We start from the raw sequence: 23,587 nt of genomic DNA, 5'->3' as shown, positions 1-23,587 counted from the left end.
TCGGCGCGCATCAGCAGCGCCATCACGCCACCGATCAGGAAGAACGCGAACGACGTGACCAGATAGAGCGTCCCGATCGTCTTGTGGTCGGTGGTGGTGAGCCATTGCACGGCCCTGGTGTCTCTGATCCTCTTCACGCCCCGCCTGTGTCCGCGCCCTGTCCGGTCGTTCACACTCGGACGGCGCGAGAAGCGTCACGGAAGAAGGGTGTGACGATCCGGGGAGTGCCGGACACGGACCGAATATGAGCAACGACGAGATCTTCGCCGCTGCCTATCGCGAGCACTACTGGGCGGTCAGCCGCTATGTCGCGAGGCGACTGCAGGGGCGGGCCGGCGAAGTGGAGGAAGTGGTGGCGGAGGTGTTCGCCGTCGCCTGGCGCCGACGGGGCGACCTGCCGGACGCGCCGCTGCCCTGGCTGTACGGGGTGGCCCGGAACTGCCTGGCGAACGCGGTACGCGGCTACGGGCGCCGGCGCCGGCTGGTGGACCGGCTCGGCCACGACCAGGCCGCGCACGCCCGGCACATCGTGGCCAGCCCCGACGCCGAGGCTCCGGGCGCCTGGGTGCACGAGGCCCTGGACCGTCTCTCCCCGGCCGACCAGGAGGTGCTCCGCCTCGCCGCCTGGGAGGAACTGGAGGCCGAGCAGATCGCGGTCGCGCTGGGCTGCGGCAGACGCGCGGCGGCGATGCGCCTGCACCGCGCCCGCCGCCGGCTCAGGGCCGAGATCGACCGCATACGCCCGCCGGCACCCTCGCCCGCCATGCCCGCCATGCCCGCCATGCCCGCCACGCCGGCCGCGCCCGCCACGCCGGCCGCGCCCGCCACGCCGGCCGCGCCCGCCACGCCGGCCGCGCCCGCCAGGCCGGCCGCGCCTTGCGCGCACTCCGGCGAACAGCCGGATCAGCCGCCGCCCCGGCACCGTACGCCTGCCGGATCGCCGGCGGACGCCCCGCACCCGGAGCGGCGTACGCCTCCGGTGCCCGCCACACCTGCCGGCCGGCCGGAGCGGCGCACGCTTGAGGGCCCTGCGGCGTCTGCCGCACCTGCCGGCCATCTGGAGCGGCGCACACTTGAGGGCCCCGCGGCGTCCGCCGCACCTGTCGGCCATCTGGAGCGGCGCACACTTGAGGGCCGCACGGCGTCCGCCGCACCAAGCGGCCGGTCGCCCGACGACGGCCGCCCCGTCGGCCCCACCCCGGCCGACGACAGGACACCCGTCCGGCACGACCACCCCGCCCCCGCCGCCGACACGCCGTCCGTCCAGCACGACGACGCGCCGTCCGCCCGGCAGGAGCGCCCCGGCCGGTGGCCGTCGCATCCCGCCGCCCCCGTCGGCGTACCGCTGCGCAAGGACCCCCGCCATGCCTGACGAGCTCGATCTCCTCCGCCACGCCAACCCCGCCCCCGCCCATGGCCCGCACTTCGGTGACGGTCCGCTGGACCACCGTGCCGAGCGGCGGCTGAAACTGCTGCTCGGCGAGCGGCCTTCCCGGTCGGCCCGGTTTCGCGTTCCGCGCGGCCGGCTGCGGTGGGGTCTCGCCGCCACCGGCGTCGTCGTGGCCCTCACCCTCGCCGCGCTGCTGGGCGGTCCGGACACCCGGCCCGCCGCCGCCGCGCCACGCCCGTTGGTCGTGCAGGCCGACTCCACTCCCGTACCGCTGGCGCTGCTGGCCGACCGGGCCGCGGCGGCCGACGACTCGGCCGGCCTGCGCAAGGGCACGCACGCCCAGTCGTGGAGCATGGGCATGAGCGACCAGGCGCCGCCGATCACCCTGCCCCAGGAGACGATCGTGCGCTGGAAGCCGGACGGCAGTCACACGGAGCTCGTCGTGGCGACCGATCCGCGCCACCCCGGCCGACCCGTCCTCAGCGACGGGGGCGAGCACCCCCGCCTGGTCGCGGACGGGCATGTCATCAGCCGGCAGACCTATCCGCCGAGCTGGAGCGACGCCCCGCCGGAGGCACCGCCGCCGCACGACGCCGAACGCCTGCGCGGCTACCTGCGGGAGGCCGAGCGCGTCCACGGCAGGATGACCACCGGCCAACTCCTCGACGGCGTCGACTCCCTGCTCGGCCACTGGACCCTCGGCGCCCCCGAGACGAAGGCCCTCGCCCGGCTCCTGGCCAGTGCCCCGGGGCTGCGCCCCGTCGGCCGGGTGACCGACCGGCTGGGGCGCACCGGTCAGGCCTATGTGCACGACGACCCGTCAGGCGCCCGGCGCATGCTCATCATGGATGCGTCCACGGGGGCCGTTCTGGGCCTGGAGACGACCGCCACCAAGGCCGACCCCCGGTTCCGGCTGAAGGCCGGGGACGTGATGTCGTACGTGGCCTGGATGCGTTGAGCCGTTGAGCCGTTGAGCCGTTGAGCCGCTGGGTCGCTGGGTCGCTGAGCCGCTGGGTCGCTCGGCCACTCAGTCGCTCGGTCGCAGCCGCTCGGCCGCCGAGGCCCGTCCGCCGGAACCGGTTGCCCCCGTCTCGTGTGACCGGCCAGGCGGCCGGCTGATCGTGCACCGTCCCGCGAGGAACGACGGCCGGCCGCCGCCTCCTCGGGCGCGCGCCGGGCGTGTCCCGCGGGTCATCCGTTCGGACCGCCCGGCGACGCACACGAGTGCCTGCGCGTGCGGGGCCGCCGAAGCGCGCGGACGCTGGAACCGGCGGGCTACGGGACGAACGGCGAGGGGCGATGATCGTAACGGTGGTGTCGATGCCGGAGACGGCCGTCACCCGCACGGATCTGGCGGAGGCGCGTCGCCGGCTGGCCACGGACCGCTTCGTGCTCGTGGACGTCGAACTGCCCGCGGAGCCGCGCGGGGGAGAAACCGCCGGGGCCGGGGCGGGAGGACCGGCGGAGGCGCCGTCGGTGGCCGGGCAACTGGGGCTCGACACCGAGGACCTGGACTGGTTCGGCAGAGCGGACGAGCCCCCGCGGGCCGAGTATCTCGGGGACAGGGCCGGGTTCGTCGTACCCGTGGTCCACGAGGAGGGGATCGCCCACATCCACGTGGTGGTGACCGAGCGCTTCCTGGTCACCGTGCACCGCGGCCGGACGGACCTGGCGAAGCCCCTCACCGGGGCGCTGCTGCACGAACGGCCCGCCGACGCCGTCGCCGTGCTCTTCCTCGTGCTCGGGGAGGCACTGAGCACCTTCCGCAGGGCCGCCGTGCAGGCCCTGCTGGACACCGAGGAACTCGAGGACGACATGTTCGAGGGACGGCAGCCGGAGCAGGTCTACCGCCTGTCGCAGCTGCGGCGCCGCTCAGCCGGCCTGCACCACTCCCTGCGGTCCTTCCTGGAGGTGACCGACGACGTCCTCACCCGCCGGATGCTCAGTCCCGCCTTCCCGGAGGAGCGGCAACGCCTCGCCCGGGAGTTCCAGACCAGCGGACGACTGGTGCTCGCGGACATCGAGTCCCTCCAGGAGGCCACCCGCCGGGCGTTCGCCAGCTACTCCTCGCTCGTCGCGGGCGAACAGAACGGCGTGATCAACCGGCTCGCCATCGTCTCGGTGATCTTTCTGCCGCTGTCGTTCCTGACCGGCTTCTTCGGCATGAACTTCACGTTCCTGACCAACGAGCTGGGAACCAAGGACGAGTTCTGGCTGCTCGCCGTGGGCCTCCAGGTACTCGCGCTCTTCGTCTCCCTCTATCTGCTGCACCGCACCCGCATCTGGCGCAGGCTGCGCGACGGCTAGGCGTTACCGGGGCAGAACTGCCCTCCGGACTGCGTACGTCCGGCGGTCCTCAAGCCCACCTGCGTGACGTCGGCCGTCACCACCACACGCCGGCGCAATGTCGTCGCTGTGGGGGTGCGGATGACGGTGTGCAACGGTCCGCATGTGAGTGGCCCGTGGCGGCCCGGTGGCGACGACCCTGCCGCCCGGCGCCGTGCCGACGGTCCACCCACGTCTGTTGCTCCGACAAAGTGGCCGTGTCCGCAATGTCACCGTTGTTCGACGACGATGGTGCCTCCTCCACCCGCGCGCCTGTTGGCGGCCTCGGCCTCCTGCAAGGTCACGAACTCGCGTGACACGCCGTTGGGCAGGGTCAGTCGGTAGACGGTCATGGTGGAGCGGGGGGTGCCCCCACAGTTGCATGCCACTGCGCTCTCCTTCGCTGGGGTCCCGGAGCGGGACGACTTGGACAAGGTCGGGCTGCCTCCGCCCCAGGGCGAGGGGGCGTCGGGTGACGACGGACGCCCCGTCTGCTGCCGTCGGGCTTCGGCGGACCACGAGGACCGCGGGGCGTGCGGGTTGGGCGAAGCCGTACCGCGGTCGTGTCCCGAACCCGTCCCGAACCCGGTGTCCCACGCCTTCCTTCCGGCGTGTGGCATCCCACGGCCGACCGTGGTCGGCGTCGCACTGGCGCAACCCGGGCAAGGAGACGAATGCGAACGATGCCGGGATCACGTGACGGCCTGTCGATGCGCAATATTCCGGGTCCGCCTGGACGCTGACTTTACCCGACCGTCCAGTCTTTTTGGAGAGTTGCCCTTGGATAGGGACTTCTACGCGGCGGCACGGGATAGTAATATTATGCGAAGAGGCAGGTGTGTTGTATCGCGCAACAGTGTAAATCGTCGTGATATCGCGTCGGAGCGTACGAGTCAGTCCACGTGGCTGGAAGCCACGCCGGCGATGTAGGAAAGGGTCAACGCCGTGGCGGCGATCTTGAATGCAAGGGTGTCGCCGGCCAAGAAGGCTGTGGGCGTGACCGCTGCGGCCACCCAGATGCTGGTGCACCAGCCGCAGGAGACCAGGTAGGCGGGTCTGGAGTCGTCACCGAAGCGATCTGCGGTCCAGACGCGGAATCCTGCGGCCAGGGTGTCCTTGGTGACGAATCGCGTTATGCGACATGTGGCACCCAAAGAGATGAGGAACACGGCAACGCTCATGCTGGCATCGTACGGAAAATCATCGGTGTGGGAACACCCCCGCACGTGCCAGTGGCCATTCCGGCAATCGAACCGTCTGCGGTCGCCCGTTTGTCGTGAATTGATGCATTCACGCAGCCCATGCGTCGCGACTGTACCCCGGGGCATGCTCATGGGCGCTCCGGGCGCCCTTTCTCGCTTCCAGGATTTTTCCGCGCTACCGGCGCATTGGAATTCTGAACGACGCCGGTGCGGCAGGCCGGTGGTCACCCGTCGTGGCGCCGGCACGGCCAGGACGCGCCGTGCCTCCCGGGGTCGACCGCGCTCGCCGTGCCGTCCGTATGCCACGGGCAACCGTATTTCGCCTGACCGTGACCAGCCCAGCAGCATCCGGCCGCGAGTTCGATCAGTGCGAGCGGCCGGGGCGCAGGACGGTGGTACAGCGCGAGCGTACGCAGCGCTTGACCGATTTCCCCCGAGGGCTGACTTGCCGGTACCTCGCGTCGAGGAAGGCCGCCGGCAGCCTGTGCACGCCTCCGTCCCGTACACCCGAGCGGACATTTGTGGGGTTACGTCCTCTTGGAACGCGCGCGCCGGAGCGCATCGTCGGCATATGCAAAACGCATGTACCCCCGGCTTTGCGCTCCGCCGTTCGAGTGCTTCTGGCGTCACCCGTATGGCCGTCCAATTGCAGGTCGTCGCCTACTGGCATCAGCCGGCGCGCGCCGTTCCTCTCACCGAGACGTGATGTCAGCCGACGAGATCGGCACGAACCGGCGTCTTCCTGCCCGCCCCCCTGCCCGCGCTTACCGGCAGGCCGGCAGAGGCGAGGACTCAACCGAACTCAGCAAGGAGCCATGTCATGGCCGCTGTTGTCACCCTCACAGTGGAACCGGCCCGACCTGTCGCCCGTCAGCGCGTCACGCTGACCGCCCAGGTCCGGCCGGCCGCCGCGAAGGCCGTTCAGCCCGACCAGGTCCCCACGGGCACCGTCAACTTCCTCCTCGACCAGTCCCTCCTGGCCAGCGTCCCCGTGGACTCGGACGGATTCGCCTCCTTCGACACCGAGATGCCCGCAGGCGCCCACACCGTCGGCGCGGTGTACAGCGGCGACCAAGGCACCGCATCCAACGAGGTGGTCCTGACCGTCGATCCGGCGTCGACGACCACGACCCTCACCAGCGCGCCGAATCCGTCGTTCTGCAACGGGACGGTGACCTTCACCGCGCAGGTGACCCCGGTACCGCCCGCGACCGGGATTCCGACCGGGACGGTCACCTTCGTCGTCAGCGCGGACGGGCCGTCGCTCACCGCACCGCTGGACGCCACCGGCCAGGCCCAGGTCACGGAGAGCGGCCTGTCCATCGGCACCCACCAGGCCATCGCCAGCTACAGCGGCGACACCAACTTCGGCCCCTCCAGTTCCAACCTGGTGAACCAGACCGTTACTCTCGCTCCCTCTCAGACGAACGTGACGGTGAGCCCCAGCCCGTCGGTGTGCGGACAGACCGTCACCGTGTGCGCGGTGGTGACGGCCGGGAGCGGCGCGTCGGGCACCCCCTCCGGAAGCGTGACCTTCACCGGTCCCGGCGGCCTGAACGTCACCGTGCCCCTCGACGCCGGCGGCAACGCCTGCTTCACCACCAGTTCCCTCAGCACCGGCACGATCAACGCGCAGTACAGCGGTGACGGGTGTTTCGCCACCTCCACCGGCTCCGCCCCGGTGACGGTCAACCAGGCCGGCAGCGCTCTGGCCCTCTCCGTCTCGCCCTCCCCTTCGGTATGCGGCCAGCCAGTCACGGTGTGCGCGACGGTCACGGCGGTCGCCCCCGGCACGGGCACCCCCACCGGGACGGTCACGTTCAACGGCCCCGGCGGCTTCAACGTGACGGCGTTCCTCGACGCCAGCGGTAAGGCCTGCGTCACGACCAGCACGCTCAAGTCGGGATCCCTCACCGCGGTCTACAACGGTGACTCCTGTTTCGGCTCGAGCACGAACACCACCCAGGTGACGGTGAACCCCGCATCCCCGCGCGTCCAGGTGTCCGTCAGCCCCTCTCCGTCGGTGTGCGGGCAGCCGGTCACCGTGTGCGTGACGGTGGCAGCGGCGCCGCCGAGCACCGGCACACCCACCGGAACGGTGACGTTCACCGGGCCCGGCGGCCTGAACCAGACCGCGACCCTGGACACCGCCGGCAAGGCCTGCATCACCACCACCGCACTCCAGTCCGGCACCGTCACCGCCACCTACAACGGTGACGCCTGCTTCACCGCCGGCACCGCCGTCGTCCCCGTGACGGTGAACAAGGCGTCGACGACCACGTCCGTGACGGTGAACCCCTCGCCCTCGGTGTGCGGCCAGCTCGTCACCGTCTGCGCCCAAGTGGCGGCAGTCCCACCCGGGTCCGGCACCCCCACCGGGACGGTCACCTTCACCACCGGAAGCACGAGTGTCACGGTCAATGTCGATGCCAACGGGAAGGCGTGTCTGGTTACCGCCTTCCACGCGTCGACGTCGGTCACCGCGACCTACAACGGTGACTCCTGCTTCAACGGTTCCTCCGGCAGCGGCACGGTGACGGTGAACAAGGCGTCGTCCACGACGTCCTTGCTCGTCTCGCCCGTCCCGTCGGTGTGCGGGCAACCGGTCACCATCTGCGCGCAGGTGGCCGCGGTCGCACCGGGGTCGGGAACGCCCACCGGCACCATCACCTTCACCGGTCCCGGCGGCTTCAGTCAAACCGCCACCCTCGACGCCAACGGGCGCAGTTGTGTCACGACCAGCTCGCTGCAGTCGGGTACGGTGACCGCCACCTACAGCGGAGACGGCTGCTTCACCACCTCGGCCGCCGCTTCGTCCGTGACCGTCAATCCGGCGTCCTCGACGGTGGTGGTGACGGCGACGCCCAACCCGTCGGTGTGCGGGCAGTCGGTCACCGTCTGCGCGCAGGTCTCCGCCGTCGCGCCCAGCACCGCCGTTCCCGGCGGCACGGTGACGTTCACCGGGCCGGGGGGTCTGAACCAGACCGCGACCCTGGACGCCACCGGCAAGGCCTGCATCACCACCACCGCACTCCAGTCCGGCACCGTGACCGCCGTCTACAGCGGCAACGCCTGCTTCACCGGCTCCACCGGAACCCTTCCCGTCACCGTCAATCCGGCGTCCTCGACGGTGGTGGTGACGGCGACGCCCAACCCGTCGGTGTGCGGGCAGTCGGTCACCGTCTGCGCGCAGGTCTCCGCCGTCGCGCCCAGCACCGCCGTTCCCGGCGGCACGGTGACGTTCACCGGGCCGGGGGGTCTGAACCAGACCGCGACCCTGGACGCCACCGGCAAGGCCTGCATCACCACCACCGCACTCCAGTCCGGCACCGTGACCGCCGTCTACAGCGGCAACGCCTGCTTCACCGGCTCCACCGGAACGCTCCCCGTCACCGTCAACGCGGTGAACACCACGCTGACGGCGGGCCCGGCGCAGATCCGGTTGCGGGTCAACGGCACCTTCGTGATCCCCGCGATGAGCGCCACACTCAAGACCACCGGTGGTGCCCCCGTCGTCGGGCAAACAGTCACCTTCCGCGCCAACGCGGTCGGTGGCCCGATCCTGCTGGGCACCGCGACGACCGACGGCTCCGGCGTCGCCACCCTCGCACCCCCGCAACTCACCGTCCCCAGCACGGTGATCACCGCCACCAGCTACACGGCGTCCTTCGCGGGCACCCCCTGCTACAACGCCTCCTCCGTCACGGCACCCCTGAGCCTGGTCCTCTTCCCGCTCCTGCCCTGACCCGGTGACACCGGCAAGTCCGGAACCCCTGCCCCTGCCCCGGCCCTGCCGGGGCGGGGGCAGGGCCGTCGGGGGGCATGTGCGGGCAACGTCGGATCTTCGAGCGGGCAGGAACACCTGACGACCGGCGTGGCCATGTCGGCCGCGGCCGCGGAGGAGACGAGCGGGGGTTACCCCGGAAGCCTCACCACGGGGGAGGCCTGAAGCCCCTGAGTCGCGCGTTCCGTGCCTGCGCGTGGACGAACGGTCCCCGGGTGTCATCGGTTGCTGATCCGGGCGTGCCAGGCGCGCCGCTCTCGGCACCGACCGGAACCCGGCGGCGGACAGCGGCACAACGCCCCGGGAACGGCCGTCCGCCGCCGTGGACGCGGCCCGGGGCCGCGCAGGCGGACAGGGTCCAGGCCGGCCGGGTGCTGACCTGGGCCCGAGTGACCTCTCTGAAGCCGCCCGCGATGCCGGGGTGCGCCTACTCGTCCCAGGCCTGGATGATCAGCTGGTTGGTGATCTTTCCGTCACGCAGGGTGACCATCGATTCGGCGAGGACCCGGGTGCCGTCCGCGTACTCGCAGGACTCGCTGAAGGCCGCCCGGTCGCCCTGTACGACACACTGCTCCAGCTTGTGCGTCATGTCGCGGCCGTAGATGTCGTCCAGCAACTCGGCGATCGGGCCCCGGCCGTGGAGGACGGTCGGATGGCTGGGCTGGTTGTGGTGGTCGACGATGCGGACCTCCGCGTCGTCGGCGTACAGCGACAGAAGGTTGTTCCCGGTGTTCCCTTCTATGGCCCGGCGCAGTGTGTCGGTGTCGAAGGCGGAACCTGTCGAAGTGCCCATGGTGACCTCCTTCATACGCCCGCGGCCCGACGGGGAGCAGGCCGCTCGGGCTCCACCTCCGAGCGTCCTCCGGCCCGGCGGCCCCGGCAAGCGCGGGCGGCCTGCTCCGCCTCACGGGTGAGCGCGGCGCGCCGCCCGTGTCCGGCCGGGGTCCGGCGCCGTTGCTGAGGGCATGATCTCAACACGACGTATCGCCGCCGCCGTCGGTCTGGCCGCCGGGGTCGCCGGACTCGCCGTACCGACGGCGCACGCGGCCGGCGCCGGCGCACCGCTGGTCGGCAAGCTCGGCGCGCTGACCACGCTGGACACGCTCACCACCAGCGACATCCCGGCGCCGGAGAGGGACCGGATCCCGCGGGTCTCGCAGCAGTTGCAGGCGCTGGAGCACCTGCACGATCTGAACCAGCTGAACCAGGTGGAGCAGGTCCTCGCCCCCGCCGCGCCGCTGCTCGGTCTGGTGTCCGGCATCCAGTGACCCCGCGGCCGACGCGAGGGCCGTCCCGAGGGGGGCGGCCCTCACCGCTGCCTGAGCCGTGCCGCCACGGCGGCGTTCACCCGGCAGGGTATGAGCCGCGCCGCCACGGCGGCGCTCGTCCGCCAGGGTATGAGCCGTGCCGTTCACGGCGGCGCTCGTCCGGCAGGGGTGAGCCGACGTGGCGGAGAGCGGGGCGGGGGAGCGGGGCACCGGGGCGGGGCGGGCGTCCAGAAGGCGGGCCGGGGTGCCGACCGCGTGGGCGACCGCCGGGCGGCGGACGCCCGCCGCGTACGCGGCCGCCGTCCGCCCGGCCGCCTGGCCGGACAGCACGTCCGGTCGCACGCCCCAGCTGAGCAACAGCCGGTACTGCGCCACCTGGAGCGCGAAGAGCGCCGGACGGGCGAACGACGCCCGGTCCAGCAGCGCGGACGCCGGCGTGCCCGCCGCCGCGAACAGCACCTTCCCCGGCGGGAGTTCCGGATACGGATCGAGTCGCGCGCGGACCTCGTCCAGGCAATCGGCGAACACCGCCGACACAGAGCTGAGTTCACCCACCGTTCCGGGCCGGGGCCGCGCACCGGCCGAGAACAGGAATGCGGGACGTCCCTTGCGTCGCGTCCGTCAGGAAGCACGCCCCCATACAGGCACGCCTGGGCGCGGCGGACACACCAGGCGAACTCCCACAACCCGCACAGGCGTTGTCGTCATCGAACGACCATGATCGGTCACATTCCCATCCGACCGGGTCAGTCGGTCACCGGGGACGAGGCGCCCGGCCCGGGGCCCGGGGCACCCGCGGGGTCGGTAGCGGTGTGCACCGGTGCGCCACGTGCCCGCGGTGCGCCACGTGCTCCCGGTGCGCCGCGTGTCCCCGGTGCGCCACGTGCCCCCGGTATGCCACGTGCCCCGGTTACCGCGTGTCCCCGGGTGCCACGTGCCCCCGGTGTGCCAGGCGGCCGTCCACGGCCGGAAAGATCCACGATCACCCTCGTGGTCCGCCCCCGCTACCGATCGGTCGCGCGTAGGGTCGGCAGGGAAGGCAATCGAAGGAAGGGGCCAGGCCATGGCGCAGGAAGTCCGCGGCGTGATCGCACCGGGGAAGGACGAACCCGTACGGGTCGAGACCATCGTGGTACCGGACCCCGGGCCCGGTGAGGCCGTCGTACGCGTCCAGGCCTGCGGCGTCTGCCACACCGACCTGCACTACAGGCAGGGCGGCATCTCCGACGACTTCCCGTTCCTCCTCGGGCACGAGGCCGCCGGCATCGTGGAGTCGGTCGGCGCCGGCGTCACCGACGTGGCACCCGGCGACTTCGTCGTCCTCAACTGGCGTGCCGTGTGCGGCAACTGCCGGGCCTGTCGGCGCGGCCGGCCCTGGTACTGCTTCGACACGCACAACGCCGAGCAGAAGATGACCCTCGCCGCCACCGGGCAGGAACTCTCCCCGGCGCTCGGCATCGGCGCGTTCGCCGAGAAGACGCTGGTCGCCGCGGGACAGTGCACCAAGGTCGACCCGGCCGTCTCCCCGGCGGTCGCCGGACTGCTCGGCTGCGGCGTGATGGCCGGTATCGGCGCCGCGATCAACACGGGAAACGTCAGCCGGGGCGACACGGTCGCCGTCATCGGGTGCGGCGGCGTCGGTGACGCGGCCGTCGCCGGGTCGTATCTGGCCGGCGCGGCGAAGATCATCGCCGTGGACATCGACGACCGCAAGCTGGACAAGGCCCGCGGCCTGGGCGCCACCCACACCGTCAACTCCCGGCAGAGCGACCCGGTCGAGGCGATCCGCGAGCTGACCGGCGGCTTCGGCGCCGACGTCGTCATCGAGGCCGTCGGCCGCCCCGAGACGTACACCCAGGCCTTCTACGCCCGCGACCTCGCCGGCACCGTCGTCCTCGTCGGCGTCCCCACGCCCGAGATGAAGCTCGAACTGCCCCTGCTGGACGTCTTCGGCCGCGGCGGCGCCCTGAAGTCGTCCTGGTACGGCGACTGCCTGCCCAGCCGCGACTTCCCGATGCTCATCGACCTGCACCTCCAGGGCCGCCTGCCGCTCGACGCGTTCGTCACCGAGACCATCCAGCTCGACGAGGTGGAGAAGGCGTTCGCGCGGATGCAGCAGGGTGACGTACTGCGCTCGGTGGTGGTGCTGTGATGACCACGCGCATCGAACGCCTCGTCACCTCGGGCCAGTTCACCCTCGACGGCGGCACCTGGGACGTCGACAACAACGTGTGGATCGTCGGCGACGAACGCGAGGTGATCGTCATCGACGCCGCCCACGACGCCGAGGCCATCGCCGAGGCCGTCGCCGGCCGCCGGCTGACCGCCATCGTGTGCACCCACGCCCACAACGACCACATCGACGCAGCCCCCGCACTCGCCGACCTCACCGGCGCCCTCATCTGGCTGCACCCCGACGACCTGCCGCTGTGGAAACTCACCCACCCCGACCGCGACCCCGACCGGCACCTGGCCGACGGCCAGGTCATCGAGGCCGCCGGCGCCGATCTGACCGTCCTGCACACCCCGGGCCACGCCCCCGGCGCCGTCTGCCTGTACGACCCCGGCCTCGGCACCGTCTTCACCGGCGACACCCTCTTCCAGGGCGGCCCCGGCGCCACCGGACGCTCCTACTCCCACTTCCCGACGATCATCGACTCCATCCGCGACCGGCTGCTCGGCCTCCCGCCCGAGACCAAGGTCCTCACCGGCCACGGCGACCCCACCACCATCGGGGCCGAGGCCCCCCACCTGCAGGAGTGGATCGAGCGGGGGCACTGAGGAACGAGGGGCGCGACGCCGGCAAAGACGACAGAAGATGTCCGGCTTTCCCGTGAGAGTGGATGCCGACCGCACTCACACCCCACGGGAGGCCGAACATGTCAGGACCGCTGGAGGGCAAGGTCGCGCTGGTCGCCGGGGCGACCCGGGGCGCCGGTCGCGGCATCGCCGTGGAACTCGGCGCGGCCGGCGCCACCGTCTACGTCAGCGGCCGCAGCACCCGCGCCCACCGCTCGGAGTACGACCGCCCCGAGACGATCGAGGACACCGCCGACCTCGTCACCGCGGCCGGCGGGCACGGCATCGCCGTACCGGCCGACCACCTGGACAAGACCGCCGTACGGGCCCTGGTCGACCGCATCGCGGACGAGCAGGGCCGCCTCGACGTCCTCGTCAACGACATCTGGGGCGCCGAGAAACTCTTCGCGTGGGACACCCCCGTCTGGGAGCACGACCTCGACGACGGGCTCCGACTGCTCCGGCTCGCCGTCGAGACCCACGCCGTCACCAGCCACTACGCGCTGCCGCTGCTGCTGCGCCACCCCGGCGGGCTGGTCGTGGAGGTCACCGACGGCACCGCCGACTACAACCGCGACACCTACCGCGTGAACTTCTTCTACGACCTCGCCAAGACCTCCGTGCTGCGCATGGCCTTCGCCCTGGGACACGAACTGGGACCGCGCGGGGCCACGGCCGTGGCACTGACTCCCGGCTGGCTGCGCTCGGAGATCATGCTCGAGGAGTTCGGCGTCCGCGAGGACAACTGGCGCGAAGCCCTCGGGCGGCAACCGCACTTCGCCATCTCCGAGTCCCCCCGCTTCCCCGGCCGTGCCGTCGCCGCCCTGGCCGCCGACGAGGACGTGGCGCGGTTCAACGGGCAGTCCCTCTCCAGCGGCGGCCTGGCCCGGGTGTACGGCTTCACCGACGTCGACGGAAGCCGCCCCGACGCCTGGCGGTACCTGGTCGAGGTGCAGGACGCGGGCAAGCCGGCGGACGTCACCGGGTACCGGTGACCCGCGGGGCCGCCGGGTTCCGGTGAAAAGACGTGCCCGCGCGCCGTACGGTCGGCCCATGACCGATCACACCCGCTTCGCGGGACACGGAGTTCTCGTCACGGGCGCGGCCCGTGGCATCGGTGCCGCCGTCGCCCGGCGGCTCGCCGAGGAGGGCGGCCGGGTCCTGGTCACCGACCGGGACCTGCCCGAGGCCGAGCGGACCGCGGCGGCCCTGCGGCAACGAGGCCTGGACGCCGAGGCGTTCGCGTGCGACGTGGCCGACCGCGCCGCTGTCGAGCGGGCCGTCGGCCGTGCGGTGGCGGCCTTCGGCGCGCTCGACGTGCTGGTCAACTGCGCAGCCCACTGCACACCGGACACCCCGCTCTTCGAGGACGACTCCGACGAGTCCTGGGCACTCGACCTCGACGTCACCCTCAGCGGCGCCTACCGCTGCTGCCGCGCCGCGCTGCCCCACCTCGCCGCCGGCGGACGCGGGGCGATCGTGAGCATCGGGTCCGTCAACGGGCGGCAGGACTTCGGCAACCACGCCTACAGCGCCGCCAAGGCGGGCCTCGGCTCCCTCACCCGCACCCTCGCCGGGCACGCGGCGGCCCGCGGTGTCCGGGTGAACCTGGTGGTGCCGGGGACGGTCCGCACCTCCGCGTGGGAGGGACGGGACGACGAACTCGACGCCGTGCGGGCCCTGTACCCGCTCGGCCGGGTCGGCGAGCCGGAGGACGTCGCCGCCGCGGTCGCCTTCCTCGCCTCCGGCGACGCCGCCTGGATCACCGGCACCACACTCGTGGTCGACGGCGGCCTCACCGCCGTGAACACCGGCTTCCACGGTGCCGTACGGCAGTCCCGCTGAACCTCGGCCGTGCCGTGCGGTGCTCCCGGGCACCTCGGCGTGGCGCACGTCCCGCTCGACGCTCTCCCGGTGCCCGGGCACGGCCGTAGGCCACGAGCGAGAACCACGCCGGCGGGGCGCGCGGCCGCCGCGAGTCTCGACGGCAGGTGGGCCGGGCGTCCGCGTGAGGAGCCGTACGTCCGCCCGACCGCGGTCCGGCTGTGCGCAGGCGGTCCCGAAGTTAACCGTTTCGTCACAGCGTGACCGGAACGACAACCCTCACGCGCCCGGGCAGGTCTAGCACTGCGGAACCGCGGGAATCGCGCAGGGAAGCACCCGGGGGAGGCCCTGGGAAAGGGCAGAAGGAGAAGTGTCCAGCATGGGGGACATACGCAGACGAGGTGTTGTCGCACTGGGCGTCACGGGACTGGTGGCGCCGCTCGCGCTCGCCCTCACCGCGGCACCCGCCCAGGCGGCGAGCTGCACCACGCAGAAGGGGCCCTACCAGAAGCAGGTGGAGAAGTTCCTGGGCCGCCCGGTCGACGGCAGGCAGTCCGCCGCCGACTGCAAGGCGACCCAGGCCTTCCAGCGCAGGCACGGCATCACGCCCGACATCGGCTACGCGGGGTCCGTCACCTGGGGGGTGATGGATCTCATGAACAAGCAGAAGGCCGTCGGAAACAAGCCGAACAAGGACGGCAAGTGCCCGGTGAACAAGGGCCGTATCGCCTGCGTGAACCTCACGCTCCAGCTGAGCTGGATCCAGGACGGCAAGAAGCTCGTCTACGGGCCCGTGCCGGTGCGTACCGGCCGCAACGGCTACGAGACCCGCACCGGTCTGAAGAAGATCTACTGGCGGGACATCGACCACGTCTCGAACCTCTACGACGTGTCGATGCCCTACAGCCAGTTCTTCGACGGCGGCCAGGCCTTTCACTCGGTGGGCCTGAGCATGTGGAACCCGCCGGGCTCGCACGGCTGCGTCAACATGACCGGCAAGGATGCCAAGAAGTACTGGTCGCTGCTGAAGAACGGTGACGACGTCTTCGTCTACGGCCGCAAGCCGGGCACCTGAGCCCTGTCTCCCGGGTGCGTCCCCGGCCCGGGGGCGTCCGGCTCTCACCCTGCCGTGCGTGCTCGTCCGTGACGACGTCCGGCAGGGTGAAGGTGTGACCCGGATCACCGAGTTCGCGTCACCATCGAGCATTCCGCTCGCCGGGAAGGGGCCCGGTCCGGTGGATGTGTCATGGAACACGGCCCGCGAGACGGTCCGTGTCCGCCGCGGCCGCTGTGCCGTCGCCCCAGTTGCAGGCGTCGGACCTCGCCGAAGAGCGAACTCCCGTTGGGGCCCCACCCATTGACGTGATGAGTAACACGGTCCGAAATGTCTGTATTAAGGATGCTTACTCACGGCGTCTTCACGTCGATCGGCATATGCTTCACAGCATGTCCACCACTGTTGAAGCCGTCTCCGAGCGATCGGCCGCGGAGGTCAACGAGGAGATCCGGGCCCTGTGGCTCCGGTCGGGCGGGACACTGACGACCGAGCAGCGCGAGGAGTACCAGCGCCTCGTACTGGAGTGGGCCGCCGCGGCCCCGCAGTCGCAGCCGCACCGGGCGGCCTGATCCACCCGGCGAGCACCGCGCCTGACCGTCCCGGGCACCCGTGAACGAACGGGTGCCCTTCTCGTACACCTCCGGCCGGCCCCGACCCGACCTGACCCCCCAGAACCTCCGCGCCCCGACGCGGCCCCACGGCCTCCGGCGCGGACGCCACGTTTTCCCGGCTCCGACCCGGTCCGCATGGCCTGCGGGCCCCGACCGGGCTCCGAAGCCCCGGGGCCCTGGCGTGGCTCCTCCGAGCCCCCGGTGCCCGGGCAGGGCATGAGAATCCCCCGACCCGGCGTGGCCGCCGTCCGTCAGCCCCAGGTCGCCGAGTAGTACCGCTGGTACGCCTTGCGGTCCTGCTCGGCCCGGATGTACCGGGTCGCGACCAGGGCGATCAGACTTCCCGCGATGACCAGCAGCCCCGGGCCCACGTTCCGGGTGTCCGTCAGCCGCGCCAGCAGGGTGTCGGCCTCCGAGGTACCGGTGACCGGCGCCGAGGAGCCCGGGGAGGCCGCGCTGGGGGCCATCGCGCCCTGTGCCGGGGATGCCGGCGGTGCGGAGGAGCCGGGGGCGCCCTGGGCGCCGCCCGTGTTCTGCGCCGACGCGATCAGCCGGACCCCTAGGGCCGACATCGCCTTGGTCACCGGCTGGAAGAACGTCGTCCCGCCCGTCGTGCAGTCGCCGTTGCCCCCCGAGGTGATGCCCAGCGCGATGCCCTCGGAGAACAGCGGACCGCCGCTGTCGCCCGGCTCGGCGCACACGTCCGTCTGGATGAGCCCGGTGACCGACCCCTCCGGATAGTTGACCGTCGCGTTCAGCGCCGTGACCCGGCCGTCGTGCAGCCCGCTGGTGCTGCCGCTGCGGAACACCCGCTGCCCCACCGTGGGGTCGGCGGCTCCGGTGATGCGCACACCCTTGCCGCCGCCGAGCGCGACCACGTCGGCCCCCTCGCCGGCCTTCCCGGAGGCGTACTGGACGAGGGAGAAGTCGTTGCCGGGGAACGCGCTGTTCACCGTGTTGCCCAGCTGCCGGGCGCCCTGGTTGTCGGCGAACCAGGTGGACCCGGCGGGACCGCAGTGGCCGGCGGTGAGGATGAAGTCGCTCTGTCCGTTGGTGACGTTGAACCCCGCCGAGCAGCGGCCACCGGTCGACAGGATCGGCTGGGCGCCGTTCAGCCGTGTGGTGAAGGTGCCCTTCATGCGCTCCATCTGCACGAAGGCGCCGATACGCGACGCCACGTGGGTCAGCCGGGACCAGTCACCGGCGGACACGGTGCTGTCCGCCCGCACCGTGACCCGGTTGGTGCGGTAGTCCACCGCCCAGGCCGTGCCGGCCACGCGCGGCGCCGAACGCAGCGTGGTCGTGGCCGACTTCAGTTCGTTCATGCTGTGGGAGACCAGCTTCGCCTCGGCCCCGGACCGCCGGACCGCCCGGGCCGCCGCCTCGTCGGTCACCGCCACGACCGGGCGCCCGTCGTCGGCGATCCAGCTGCCCGCCGTCCGCGCGGTGCCGAGCCGGGCCACCAGCGCGGCGCCGGTGTCCCCGGCACCACCGGCCGAGCTGAACGGTCTGGCCGCGGCCCGTGGTGTCTCGCTCGCCATGGCCGCCTGCGCGACCATCGCCCCTCCCAGCAGGAGTCCGCCGACCGCCGCCAGCCGTGTCACTCGCCGGACGACCCGTCGTCGTGCGTGCCGCATGCATGGCTCCCGAAGCCGAACCCGGATGCGCGATGCCCGCCTCGGCATCGCCGGGCCCTCGGGTGGTCGAGGGCCCGATCCTCCATACGGCGCCCGCGGCCCCGGCGTTCACCCGCGGCCGTGATCCTCCCGGGGCGTCGGCATCGGCGTCGGTATCGGCGTCGGCATCGGCGTCGTTCTGAACCCGCCTCGTAGGGCGCTCAGTTCTTGCGGGCCACCCCGCCGAACATGGCGACCTCCTCCGGCGCGGCCCCGTGCGCGTGCTCCGGGCGCCAGCGCGAGCAGGACACCACGCCCGGCTCCAGCAGCTCCAGGCCGTCGAAGAACCGGGCCACGTCCTCAGGGGTCCGCTGGGTCAGCTTCGGGGTGCCGTGCTCGTTCCAGAACTTCACCGCCTCGTCCACGTCCGGCATCGAGGCACTGGTGATGGTGTGCGACAGCACCAGGTGGCTGCCCGCGGGAAGCCGGTCCACCAACTGCCGCACCAGCGCGTACGGGTCCTCCTCGTCGCCGATGAAGATGACCACGCCGAGCAGTATCAGCGCCACCGGCTGGGTGAAGTCCAGCGACTTCCCCGCGTGTTCGAGGATCGCGTCGACGTTGCGCAGGTCCTCGTCCAGATAGTCGGTACGGCCCTCGGGCGTGCTCGTCAGCAGGGCCCGGGCGTGGGCGAGGACGAGCGGATCGTTGTCCACGTACACGATCCGGGACTCCGGCGCGACCCGCTGGGCGACCTCGTGCGTGTTGTCGGCGGTGGGCAGCCCGGTGCCGATGTCCAGGAACTGCCGGATGCCCACCTCGCCGGCCAGGTGCCGCACCGCACGGCCGAGGAACAGCCGGTCGGCGCGCGCGTACTCGCCGATGCCCGGGTGCAGTTGGCGGATCTGGTCACCGGCCGCCCGGTCGACCTCGTAGTTGTCCTTGCCACCGAGCCAGTAGTTCCAGATCCGGGCGGTGTGCGGCTGCCCGGTGTTGATGCGCGCGCGCAGCGAGACGGCCACGTCGTTGGTGGCTGCCGGGTTGTCGGTCACGTGGGTCAGCTCCTGGATGGCAGTGGGCGGATACACCGTTCAAGACGCAATCTAGACGTCCGAGTTGATCTTTTCCGCCCGTCCGGGGATTTCCGGGCGCGGCCCCGGCGTCCGCGCCGTCCGCGGGCTCCCCGGGCCCGGCCGAAGGCGCCCGGCCGCTGCCGGCGGGGTGCGGGACCCGCGCCGCCCTCCCCGGCACCGCTCCGGTGGCCCGGCGCGTCTCCGCAGTCCGTGCCACCGTCCGCGGGTGCGGCCCGCCCGTCGCGGGTTTCCGCCGCCACGGCGGCCGCCTGCCCTGCGCTTGCGCCCGCACGGCGGCCGCCTGCCCTGGGTTTGCGCCCGCACGGCGGCCGTCTCCCTTGGGTTTCCGCTCGCACGGCTGCCGCCTATCTTGAGGCCATGACCAGCATCCCGCACGACAACCCCGGCGAACCGGACCCGCTGCGCGCCCTCGACCTGACGCGGCTGCGACGTCGTACGAGCATGAAATGGCGCACCTACCCCGAGGACGTGCTGCCGCTGTGGGTGGCCGAGATGGACGTGCCGCTCGCCGAACCCGTCGTCCGGGCCCTCACCGAGGCGCTGGCCCTCGGCGACACCGGATACCCCGCCGGCACCGGCTACGCCGAGGCGCTCGCCGCCTTCGCCGCCGCACGCTGGGACTGGCCGGGGATCGCCGTCGAGCGCACCGCGATCGTGCCGGACGTCATGCTCGGCGTGGTCGAGATGCTCAGACTCGTCACCGGGCCCGGCGATCCGGTCGTCGTCAACTCGCCGGTGTACCCGCCCTTCTACCAGTTCATCACGCATATGGACCGCCGCGTGGTCGAAGACCCGCTCGGCGCCGGTCTGCGCATCGACCCGGACTCGCTGGCAGAGACCTTCAGGCGGGCAACGGCCGGCGGCGGGCGCGCCGCCTACCTGCTGTGCAGCCCGCACAACCCCACCGGCACCCTGCACACCGCCACCGAACTGGCCACCGTCGCGGGCCTCGCCGAACGGTACGGCGTCCGGGTTGTCGCCGACGAGATCCACGCCCCGCTCGTCGACCCCGACGCCACCTTCGTGCCGTACCTGAGCGTGCCGGGCGCCGAACGCGGCCTGTCCCTGATGTCCGCCAGCAAGGGCTGGAACCTGGCCGGTCTCAAGGCCGCCGTCGTGCTCGCCGGGCCCGGCGCCACCGCCGACCTCGACCGCCTTCCCGAAGAGGTCGGCCACGGCCCCAGCCACCTGGGCGTCATCGCGCACACCGCCGCCCTGCGTCACGCCACCGGCTGGCTCGACGCGCTGCTGACCGGAATCCAGGCCAACCGGCGGCTGCTCGCCGGCCTGCTCGCCGAGCACCTGCCGGCCGTGCGCCTCCACCCCGGCGAGGCCACCTACCTCGCCTGGCTGGACTGCCGCGCCCTGGGCCTCGGCGACGACCCCGCCCAGGTCTTCCTCGACCGCGGCCGGGTCGCCCTCAGCCCGGGCCCGTCCTTCGGCACCGGCGGTGCCGGGCACGCACGGCTGAACCTCGCGACGCACCCCGAGATCCTCGCCGAGGGCGTCCGGCGCATGGCGGCCGCGCTGCGGTGATCCCCCGGCCTCCTAGACTGCCGATCATGGACGACACCGCGCTGGACCGGCTCGGCTCCGGCAAGTACCTGCTGTTGACCAGCTACCGGAGGGACGGCACCCCGGTCGCCACCCCCGTGTGGGTGGTCCGGGACGGTGACACCCTCGGGGTCTGGACGGCCGCGGACAGCTTCAAGGTCAAGCGGATCCGGCGCCGCTCCGACGTCCTCGTCGGCCCCTGCGACGTGCGCGGCAACCCCACCGGCGACCAGGTGCCGGCCACCGCCCGTGTCGCCGACGCGGTCACCACCGCCCGCTACCGCGACCTCATCGCCCGCAAGTACGGCCTCGTGGGCCGCCTCACCCTGCTGGGCAGCCGGCTGCGCCGCGGCCTGGACGGCACGGTCGGCATCCGGGTGGCCCTCACGGACTGAGGGCCACCCGGGGAGCGCGTCCCACGGGACCGGGAGCCGCCCGGGGAGGAGCCCGTCGCCACCCCGGGAGCGCTTCCTACGAGGCGTCCACCACCGTCCCGGTCAGCACCAGCCCGCCCGACTGCGGCTCACCGGTCCGCGGGTCGAGCTGCCGGAACCGGACCGACTCCGCCGGCTCGGTCACCCGGTCCTTCAGCGTGGGCACGGTGATGTCGGCACCGGTCTGCCCCGGCGGAACGTCCACCCACAGGTACAGTCCGTCCACCTCGGACAGCCGGCGCTCCGGGTCCGCCTCGGCACCGGCGGTGTCCCGCAGCCAGTCCGCCGGCACGTCCTTGGTGGACAACTCGCTCCCGTCGGGCCGTGCGACCGCGAACATGGTGGACATGTCGACGTCGACCGCCTCGGACAGCGACACCCGCCACTTCAGGGGCTTGCCCTCCGGCACCCGGTCGGCGACCGGGGAGACGGTCATCCGGGGCGCCGGATCGTCGTTGCGGACGGTGATCCCGCCCCGGTAGGAACCCACGACCGCGCCGCGGACCGCCTTGACCAGAACGTCGTACGACACGTCGGCGCCGTACCGCGTGTTGCCCTTCACCGTGACCGGCACGTCGATGTCGTGGCCGCCCGGACGCACCGTGACCAGCCGGTCCTTCGCCCGGCCGGTGGCCGGGTCGAGGACGTACACCCGGACCTGACCGCTGCCCCGGCCCGTCACCCGGACCGGAACGTGATAGGTACGCACGCCCGAGTCGCCCTCGTCCACGGTGGCGCGTCCGACGTCCACGCGCGGCAGCGTGCCCGTACGCACCGCGGGCGTGCCCGCCCGCCAGCCCCAGGCGTCCATGAGCCAGGCCCGCCCGGAGCCCGAACGAGGTGTCAGCGTCACGGACCTGACGGACTTCAGGTCGAGCCCGGCGCGGGTGGCGGCGGTCAGCGGCACCCGGATCTCGCGGGACCAGTAGGAGGCGGTCCGCTCACTGCCCGGCAGGCCGTCGGCGGCAACGCGGCCGAGCGTCGCCTTCCGGCCGGCCGCGTCGGTCAGCGACACGTCCAGCCGGGTGCCCCGGGAGTTCGGCGGCACGAACAGCCGCAGAGCCAGCGACGTGGCACCGGACAGCGACAGCGGCCTCCGGGCGCTGACCCGCACCGGCCCGCCGGCCCGGGTCCAGCGCAGCGCGATCGCGTGCCGGCCGGCCTCCGGGCCGGTCTCCCACTGCGCGAAGTGCGGCGAGGCCCCCTTCGCCCCTTCGCCCAGGCAGGCCCTGGCCGGACTCTGGGCCACCGCCTCGCACAGCTTGCCACCGGTCACCGACACCCCGCCGTCCGGCAGGAATCCGGCACCCCGGCGGGCGCCCACCGCGTGGCTGAGCACCCGGGCCGGGTCCGCCGACGGCGCCCGCTTCCCGGAACCGTCCAGCAGCGGCCGCACCCGGTCGTCGCCGCCCAGGAAGAGCCGTGCCGCGGCGGCGACGTAGGTGGAACCGGCCCGGTGCTGCTGGGCGGCGGTCAGCCGGGTGGCGGCACGCTTGCCGCACACGGGGTCGTCGTCGCCGAAGAAGTCGTCCTCGGAGGGTGCCGCCGACGTGCCCGGAGTCCACTCGGAGTTGAAGTAGTTGTGGTTCGCGCCGATGACGTACACGGCGCTGTGCAGCGCGGTGCCGTTGCCGACCGCGCGCGTGCCGTCGACGTACACCTCGCCCTGCAGGTCGGAGACGTCACCGTCGCAGCCCGGCAGGATCGTCACGGACGGCACGTCGGGCACGGGGTTCTGACCGAAGACCGTGGGGCCGATCAGGACCATGCCGCGGATCTTCCAGCGGACCGGGCCGTGGTACCCGTCCTGGCCGGCCGGTGGCGGGTACAGGCTGTCCAGCGCCGCCCGGTTCACGCCCTCGCCGCCGCGCGAGTGACCCACCAGCAGCACCCGGGACAGATCGGCGCGGGGCGCGTCCCGTACGACCGCCGGCGCCGTCCCGGGATGGACGGCCCAGTCGGCCCACCGGGCCAGGTGCAGCCGTACCAGAGAGGAACGGGCCTGTGCGCCGCCGTCCTCGGCCGCCCAGTCCTGGCCGTTGATGCCGTTCGCGGAGACCGACACGGTCAGGTAGCCCTGCGAGGCCAGCAGCTTCTGGTCCCTCAGATAGCCGCGGTGGCTCGGCACCGGTTGGGCGCCGCCCTTGCAGGGCCACTCCCCGGTGATGTCGGGGCCCTTGAAGCAGGTGTAGTGGCGCCCGTGCAGGAACAGCGCGAGCGGACGCCTCCCCGGAGCGCCGACCGGGGCCACGACCACCGCGTTCATCTCCACCGGCGCCGGAAAGCCCGGCAGCCGGACCGACTTCAGGTGGTACTCACCCGTCCTGGTGCGGTACGAACCGGGCTTGCCCGGATCGACGGCGTTCGCGGGCAGCGGGGCGGGCGGCCGGACCGCCGGCACGGACCCGGAGGTGCCCGGCGCGTCCAGGCGGCGTCCGCCGGACCAGACCTGGAGACCACTGAGCCCCGTCGTCCGCCGCGCGTCGAGCGGCAGCCTGAAGGTGTGCCCGTCCGCGCCGGTCCTCGGTACGCCCAACAGGCGTCCACCGGAACGGAATTCGACACGGGAGTCACCCATCGGCACCGTCCGGCCCGACCGCCATTCCAGCTGCGGTGCCGAGCGACCGCC

The 23,587-nt window shown here is 72.6% G+C and carries 18 protein-coding genes and 1 pseudogene; 13 read left to right on the top strand and 6 right to left on the bottom strand.

Annotated features, from left to right (window positions below; translation table 11 throughout):
• Window positions 1–244: 244 nt before the first annotated feature.
• The 3 genes and pseudogenes from ABVB68_RS19440 to ABVB68_RS19430 all read left to right on the top strand — a co-directional run.
• Window positions 245–745, top strand: a pseudogene (locus tag ABVB68_RS19440) (RNA polymerase sigma factor); the annotation flags it as partial.
• Window positions 746–1,364: 619 nt separating this feature from the next.
• The gene (locus ABVB68_RS19435) at window positions 1,365–2,348 is read left to right on the top strand and encodes a CU044_5270 family protein (RefSeq protein ID WP_353602322.1); all 984 of its coding nucleotides are present in this window, start codon (window positions 1,365–1,367) and stop codon (window positions 2,346–2,348) included.
• Between the two features lie 341 nt (window positions 2,349–2,689).
• Window positions 2,690–3,697 carry a magnesium transporter CorA family protein gene (locus ABVB68_RS19430; protein ID WP_353602321.1) on the top strand — a complete coding sequence of 336 codons (1,008 nt, stop codon included), beginning with the start codon at window positions 2,690–2,692 and terminating at the stop codon, window positions 3,695–3,697.
• A 248-nt stretch (window positions 3,698–3,945) separates the two neighbouring features.
• Here ABVB68_RS19430 and ABVB68_RS19425 read toward each other — a convergent pair whose 3' ends face one another.
• A complete protein-coding gene (locus tag ABVB68_RS19425) occupies window positions 3,946–4,104 on the bottom strand; it encodes a DUF7196 family protein (RefSeq protein ID WP_353602320.1) in 159 nt (52 codons plus the stop codon).
• Between the two features lie 504 nt (window positions 4,105–4,608).
• Complete coding sequence (locus ABVB68_RS19420; RefSeq protein ID WP_353602319.1) at window positions 4,609–4,896, bottom strand: hypothetical protein; 288 nt, start codon at window positions 4,894–4,896, stop codon at window positions 4,609–4,611.
• Window positions 4,897–5,737: 841 nt separating this feature from the next.
• Between ABVB68_RS19420 and ABVB68_RS19415 the strand changes: the two genes are divergently transcribed.
• Window positions 5,738–8,662 carry a beta strand repeat-containing protein gene (locus tag ABVB68_RS19415; protein WP_353602318.1) on the top strand — a complete coding sequence of 975 codons (2,925 nt, stop codon included), beginning with the start codon at window positions 5,738–5,740 and terminating at the stop codon, window positions 8,660–8,662.
• Between the two features lie 466 nt (window positions 8,663–9,128).
• Here ABVB68_RS19415 and ABVB68_RS19410 read toward each other — a convergent pair whose 3' ends face one another.
• On the bottom strand, window positions 9,129–9,494 hold the full coding sequence (locus ABVB68_RS19410) for a nuclear transport factor 2 family protein (RefSeq protein WP_353602317.1): 366 nt from the start codon (window positions 9,492–9,494) through the stop codon (window positions 9,129–9,131).
• 172 nt (window positions 9,495–9,666) lie between these two features.
• On the opposite strand from ABVB68_RS19410, the gene ABVB68_RS19405 reads away from it, so the two are divergent.
• The 7 genes from ABVB68_RS19405 (at window position 9,667) to ABVB68_RS19375 (ending at window position 16,218) form a co-directional block, all read left to right on the top strand.
• Window positions 9,667–9,969: a hypothetical protein gene (locus ABVB68_RS19405; protein WP_353602316.1), complete on the top strand. Its 303-nt coding sequence runs from the start codon at window positions 9,667–9,669 to the stop codon at window positions 9,967–9,969.
• Window positions 9,970–11,032: 1,063 nt separating this feature from the next.
• Complete coding sequence (locus ABVB68_RS19400; RefSeq protein ID WP_353602315.1) at window positions 11,033–12,121, top strand: S-(hydroxymethyl)mycothiol dehydrogenase; 1,089 nt, start codon at window positions 11,033–11,035, stop codon at window positions 12,119–12,121.
• Window positions 12,121–12,750 (top strand): MBL fold metallo-hydrolase, encoded by a 630-nt coding sequence (locus ABVB68_RS19395; RefSeq protein WP_353602314.1) that lies wholly within the window; start codon window positions 12,121–12,123, stop codon window positions 12,748–12,750. Before ABVB68_RS19400 ends, ABVB68_RS19395 begins: the two co-directional genes overlap by 1 nt.
• A gap of 98 nt (window positions 12,751–12,848) precedes the next feature.
• Window positions 12,849–13,763: an SDR family oxidoreductase gene (locus ABVB68_RS19390; protein WP_353602313.1), complete on the top strand. Its 915-nt coding sequence runs from the start codon at window positions 12,849–12,851 to the stop codon at window positions 13,761–13,763.
• 58 nt (window positions 13,764–13,821) lie between these two features.
• Entirely contained in the window at window positions 13,822–14,613 is a 792-nt protein-coding gene (locus ABVB68_RS19385) for an SDR family NAD(P)-dependent oxidoreductase (protein WP_353602312.1), read from the top strand.
• Window positions 14,614–14,971: 358 nt separating this feature from the next.
• Window positions 14,972–15,667: a L,D-transpeptidase family protein gene (locus ABVB68_RS19380; RefSeq protein WP_353602311.1), complete on the top strand. Its 696-nt coding sequence runs from the start codon at window positions 14,972–14,974 to the stop codon at window positions 15,665–15,667.
• A gap of 359 nt (window positions 15,668–16,026) precedes the next feature.
• Window positions 16,027–16,218 (top strand): hypothetical protein, encoded by a 192-nt coding sequence (locus ABVB68_RS19375; protein ID WP_353602310.1) that lies wholly within the window; start codon window positions 16,027–16,029, stop codon window positions 16,216–16,218.
• Window positions 16,219–16,511: 293 nt separating this feature from the next.
• Here the strand turns inward: ABVB68_RS19375 and ABVB68_RS19370 are convergent, their stop codons facing one another.
• Both ABVB68_RS19370 and ABVB68_RS19365 read right to left on the bottom strand, forming a co-directional pair.
• A complete protein-coding gene (locus ABVB68_RS19370) occupies window positions 16,512–17,897 on the bottom strand; it encodes a S1 family peptidase (RefSeq protein WP_353602309.1) in 1,386 nt (461 codons plus the stop codon).
• Between the two features lie 200 nt (window positions 17,898–18,097).
• On the bottom strand, window positions 18,098–18,928 hold the full coding sequence (locus tag ABVB68_RS19365; RefSeq protein WP_353602308.1) for an SAM-dependent methyltransferase: 831 nt from the start codon (window positions 18,926–18,928) through the stop codon (window positions 18,098–18,100).
• 399 nt (window positions 18,929–19,327) lie between these two features.
• Here ABVB68_RS19365 and ABVB68_RS19360 point away from each other — a divergent pair, with 399 nt between their 5' ends.
• The gene (locus tag ABVB68_RS19360) at window positions 19,328–20,506 is read left to right on the top strand and encodes a MalY/PatB family protein (RefSeq protein ID WP_353602307.1); all 1,179 of its coding nucleotides are present in this window, start codon (window positions 19,328–19,330) and stop codon (window positions 20,504–20,506) included.
• A 26-nt stretch (window positions 20,507–20,532) separates the two neighbouring features.
• The gene (locus ABVB68_RS19355; protein WP_353602306.1) at window positions 20,533–20,919 is read left to right on the top strand and encodes a PPOX class F420-dependent oxidoreductase; all 387 of its coding nucleotides are present in this window, start codon (window positions 20,533–20,535) and stop codon (window positions 20,917–20,919) included.
• A gap of 76 nt (window positions 20,920–20,995) precedes the next feature.
• On the opposite strand, the gene ABVB68_RS19350 is transcribed toward ABVB68_RS19355, so the two are convergent.
• Entirely contained in the window at window positions 20,996–23,536 is a 2,541-nt protein-coding gene (locus ABVB68_RS19350) for an alpha/beta hydrolase (protein ID WP_353602305.1), read from the bottom strand.
• Between the last annotated feature and the right edge of the window lie 51 nt (window positions 23,537–23,587).

The sequence above is a fragment of the Streptomyces sp. NPDC096012 genome (assembly GCF_040426375.1).
Classification (GTDB): Bacteria; Actinomycetota; Actinomycetes; order Streptomycetales; family Streptomycetaceae; genus Streptomyces.
The sequence above is the reverse complement of the archived record's forward strand: the minus strand, read 5'-3'. Positions and strand labels throughout refer to the sequence as shown.

Excerpts from the sequence above, each read along its gene's own strand:
- ABVB68_RS19435 (WP_353602322.1), top strand. The coding sequence starts at position 1,365 with ATGCCTGACGAGCTCGATCTCCTCCGCCACGCCAACCCCGCCCCCGCC.
- ABVB68_RS19430 (WP_353602321.1), top strand. The coding sequence starts at position 2,690 with ATGATCGTAACGGTGGTGTCGATGCCGGAGACGGCCGTCACCCGCACG.
- ABVB68_RS19420 (WP_353602319.1), bottom strand. The coding sequence starts at position 4,896 with ATGAGCGTTGCCGTGTTCCTCATCTCTTTGGGTGCCACATGTCGCATA.
- ABVB68_RS19415 (WP_353602318.1), top strand. The coding sequence starts at position 5,738 with ATGGCCGCTGTTGTCACCCTCACAGTGGAACCGGCCCGACCTGTCGCC.
- ABVB68_RS19410 (WP_353602317.1), bottom strand. The coding sequence starts at position 9,494 with ATGGGCACTTCGACAGGTTCCGCCTTCGACACCGACACACTGCGCCGG.
- ABVB68_RS19405 (WP_353602316.1), top strand. The coding sequence starts at position 9,667 with ATGATCTCAACACGACGTATCGCCGCCGCCGTCGGTCTGGCCGCCGGG.
- ABVB68_RS19400 (WP_353602315.1), top strand. The coding sequence starts at position 11,033 with ATGGCGCAGGAAGTCCGCGGCGTGATCGCACCGGGGAAGGACGAACCC.
- ABVB68_RS19395 (WP_353602314.1), top strand. The coding sequence starts at position 12,121 with ATGACCACGCGCATCGAACGCCTCGTCACCTCGGGCCAGTTCACCCTC.
- ABVB68_RS19390 (WP_353602313.1), top strand. The coding sequence starts at position 12,849 with ATGTCAGGACCGCTGGAGGGCAAGGTCGCGCTGGTCGCCGGGGCGACC.
- ABVB68_RS19385 (WP_353602312.1), top strand. The coding sequence starts at position 13,822 with ATGACCGATCACACCCGCTTCGCGGGACACGGAGTTCTCGTCACGGGC.
- ABVB68_RS19380 (WP_353602311.1), top strand. The coding sequence starts at position 14,972 with ATGGGGGACATACGCAGACGAGGTGTTGTCGCACTGGGCGTCACGGGA.
- ABVB68_RS19375 (WP_353602310.1), top strand. The coding sequence starts at position 16,027 with ATGCTTCACAGCATGTCCACCACTGTTGAAGCCGTCTCCGAGCGATCG.
- ABVB68_RS19370 (WP_353602309.1), bottom strand. The coding sequence starts at position 17,897 with ATGCGGCACGCACGACGACGGGTCGTCCGGCGAGTGACACGGCTGGCG.
- ABVB68_RS19360 (WP_353602307.1), top strand. The coding sequence starts at position 19,328 with ATGACCAGCATCCCGCACGACAACCCCGGCGAACCGGACCCGCTGCGC.
- ABVB68_RS19355 (WP_353602306.1), top strand. The coding sequence starts at position 20,533 with ATGGACGACACCGCGCTGGACCGGCTCGGCTCCGGCAAGTACCTGCTG.
- ABVB68_RS19350 (WP_353602305.1), bottom strand. The coding sequence starts at position 23,536 with ATGGGTGACTCCCGTGTCGAATTCCGTTCCGGTGGACGCCTGTTGGGC.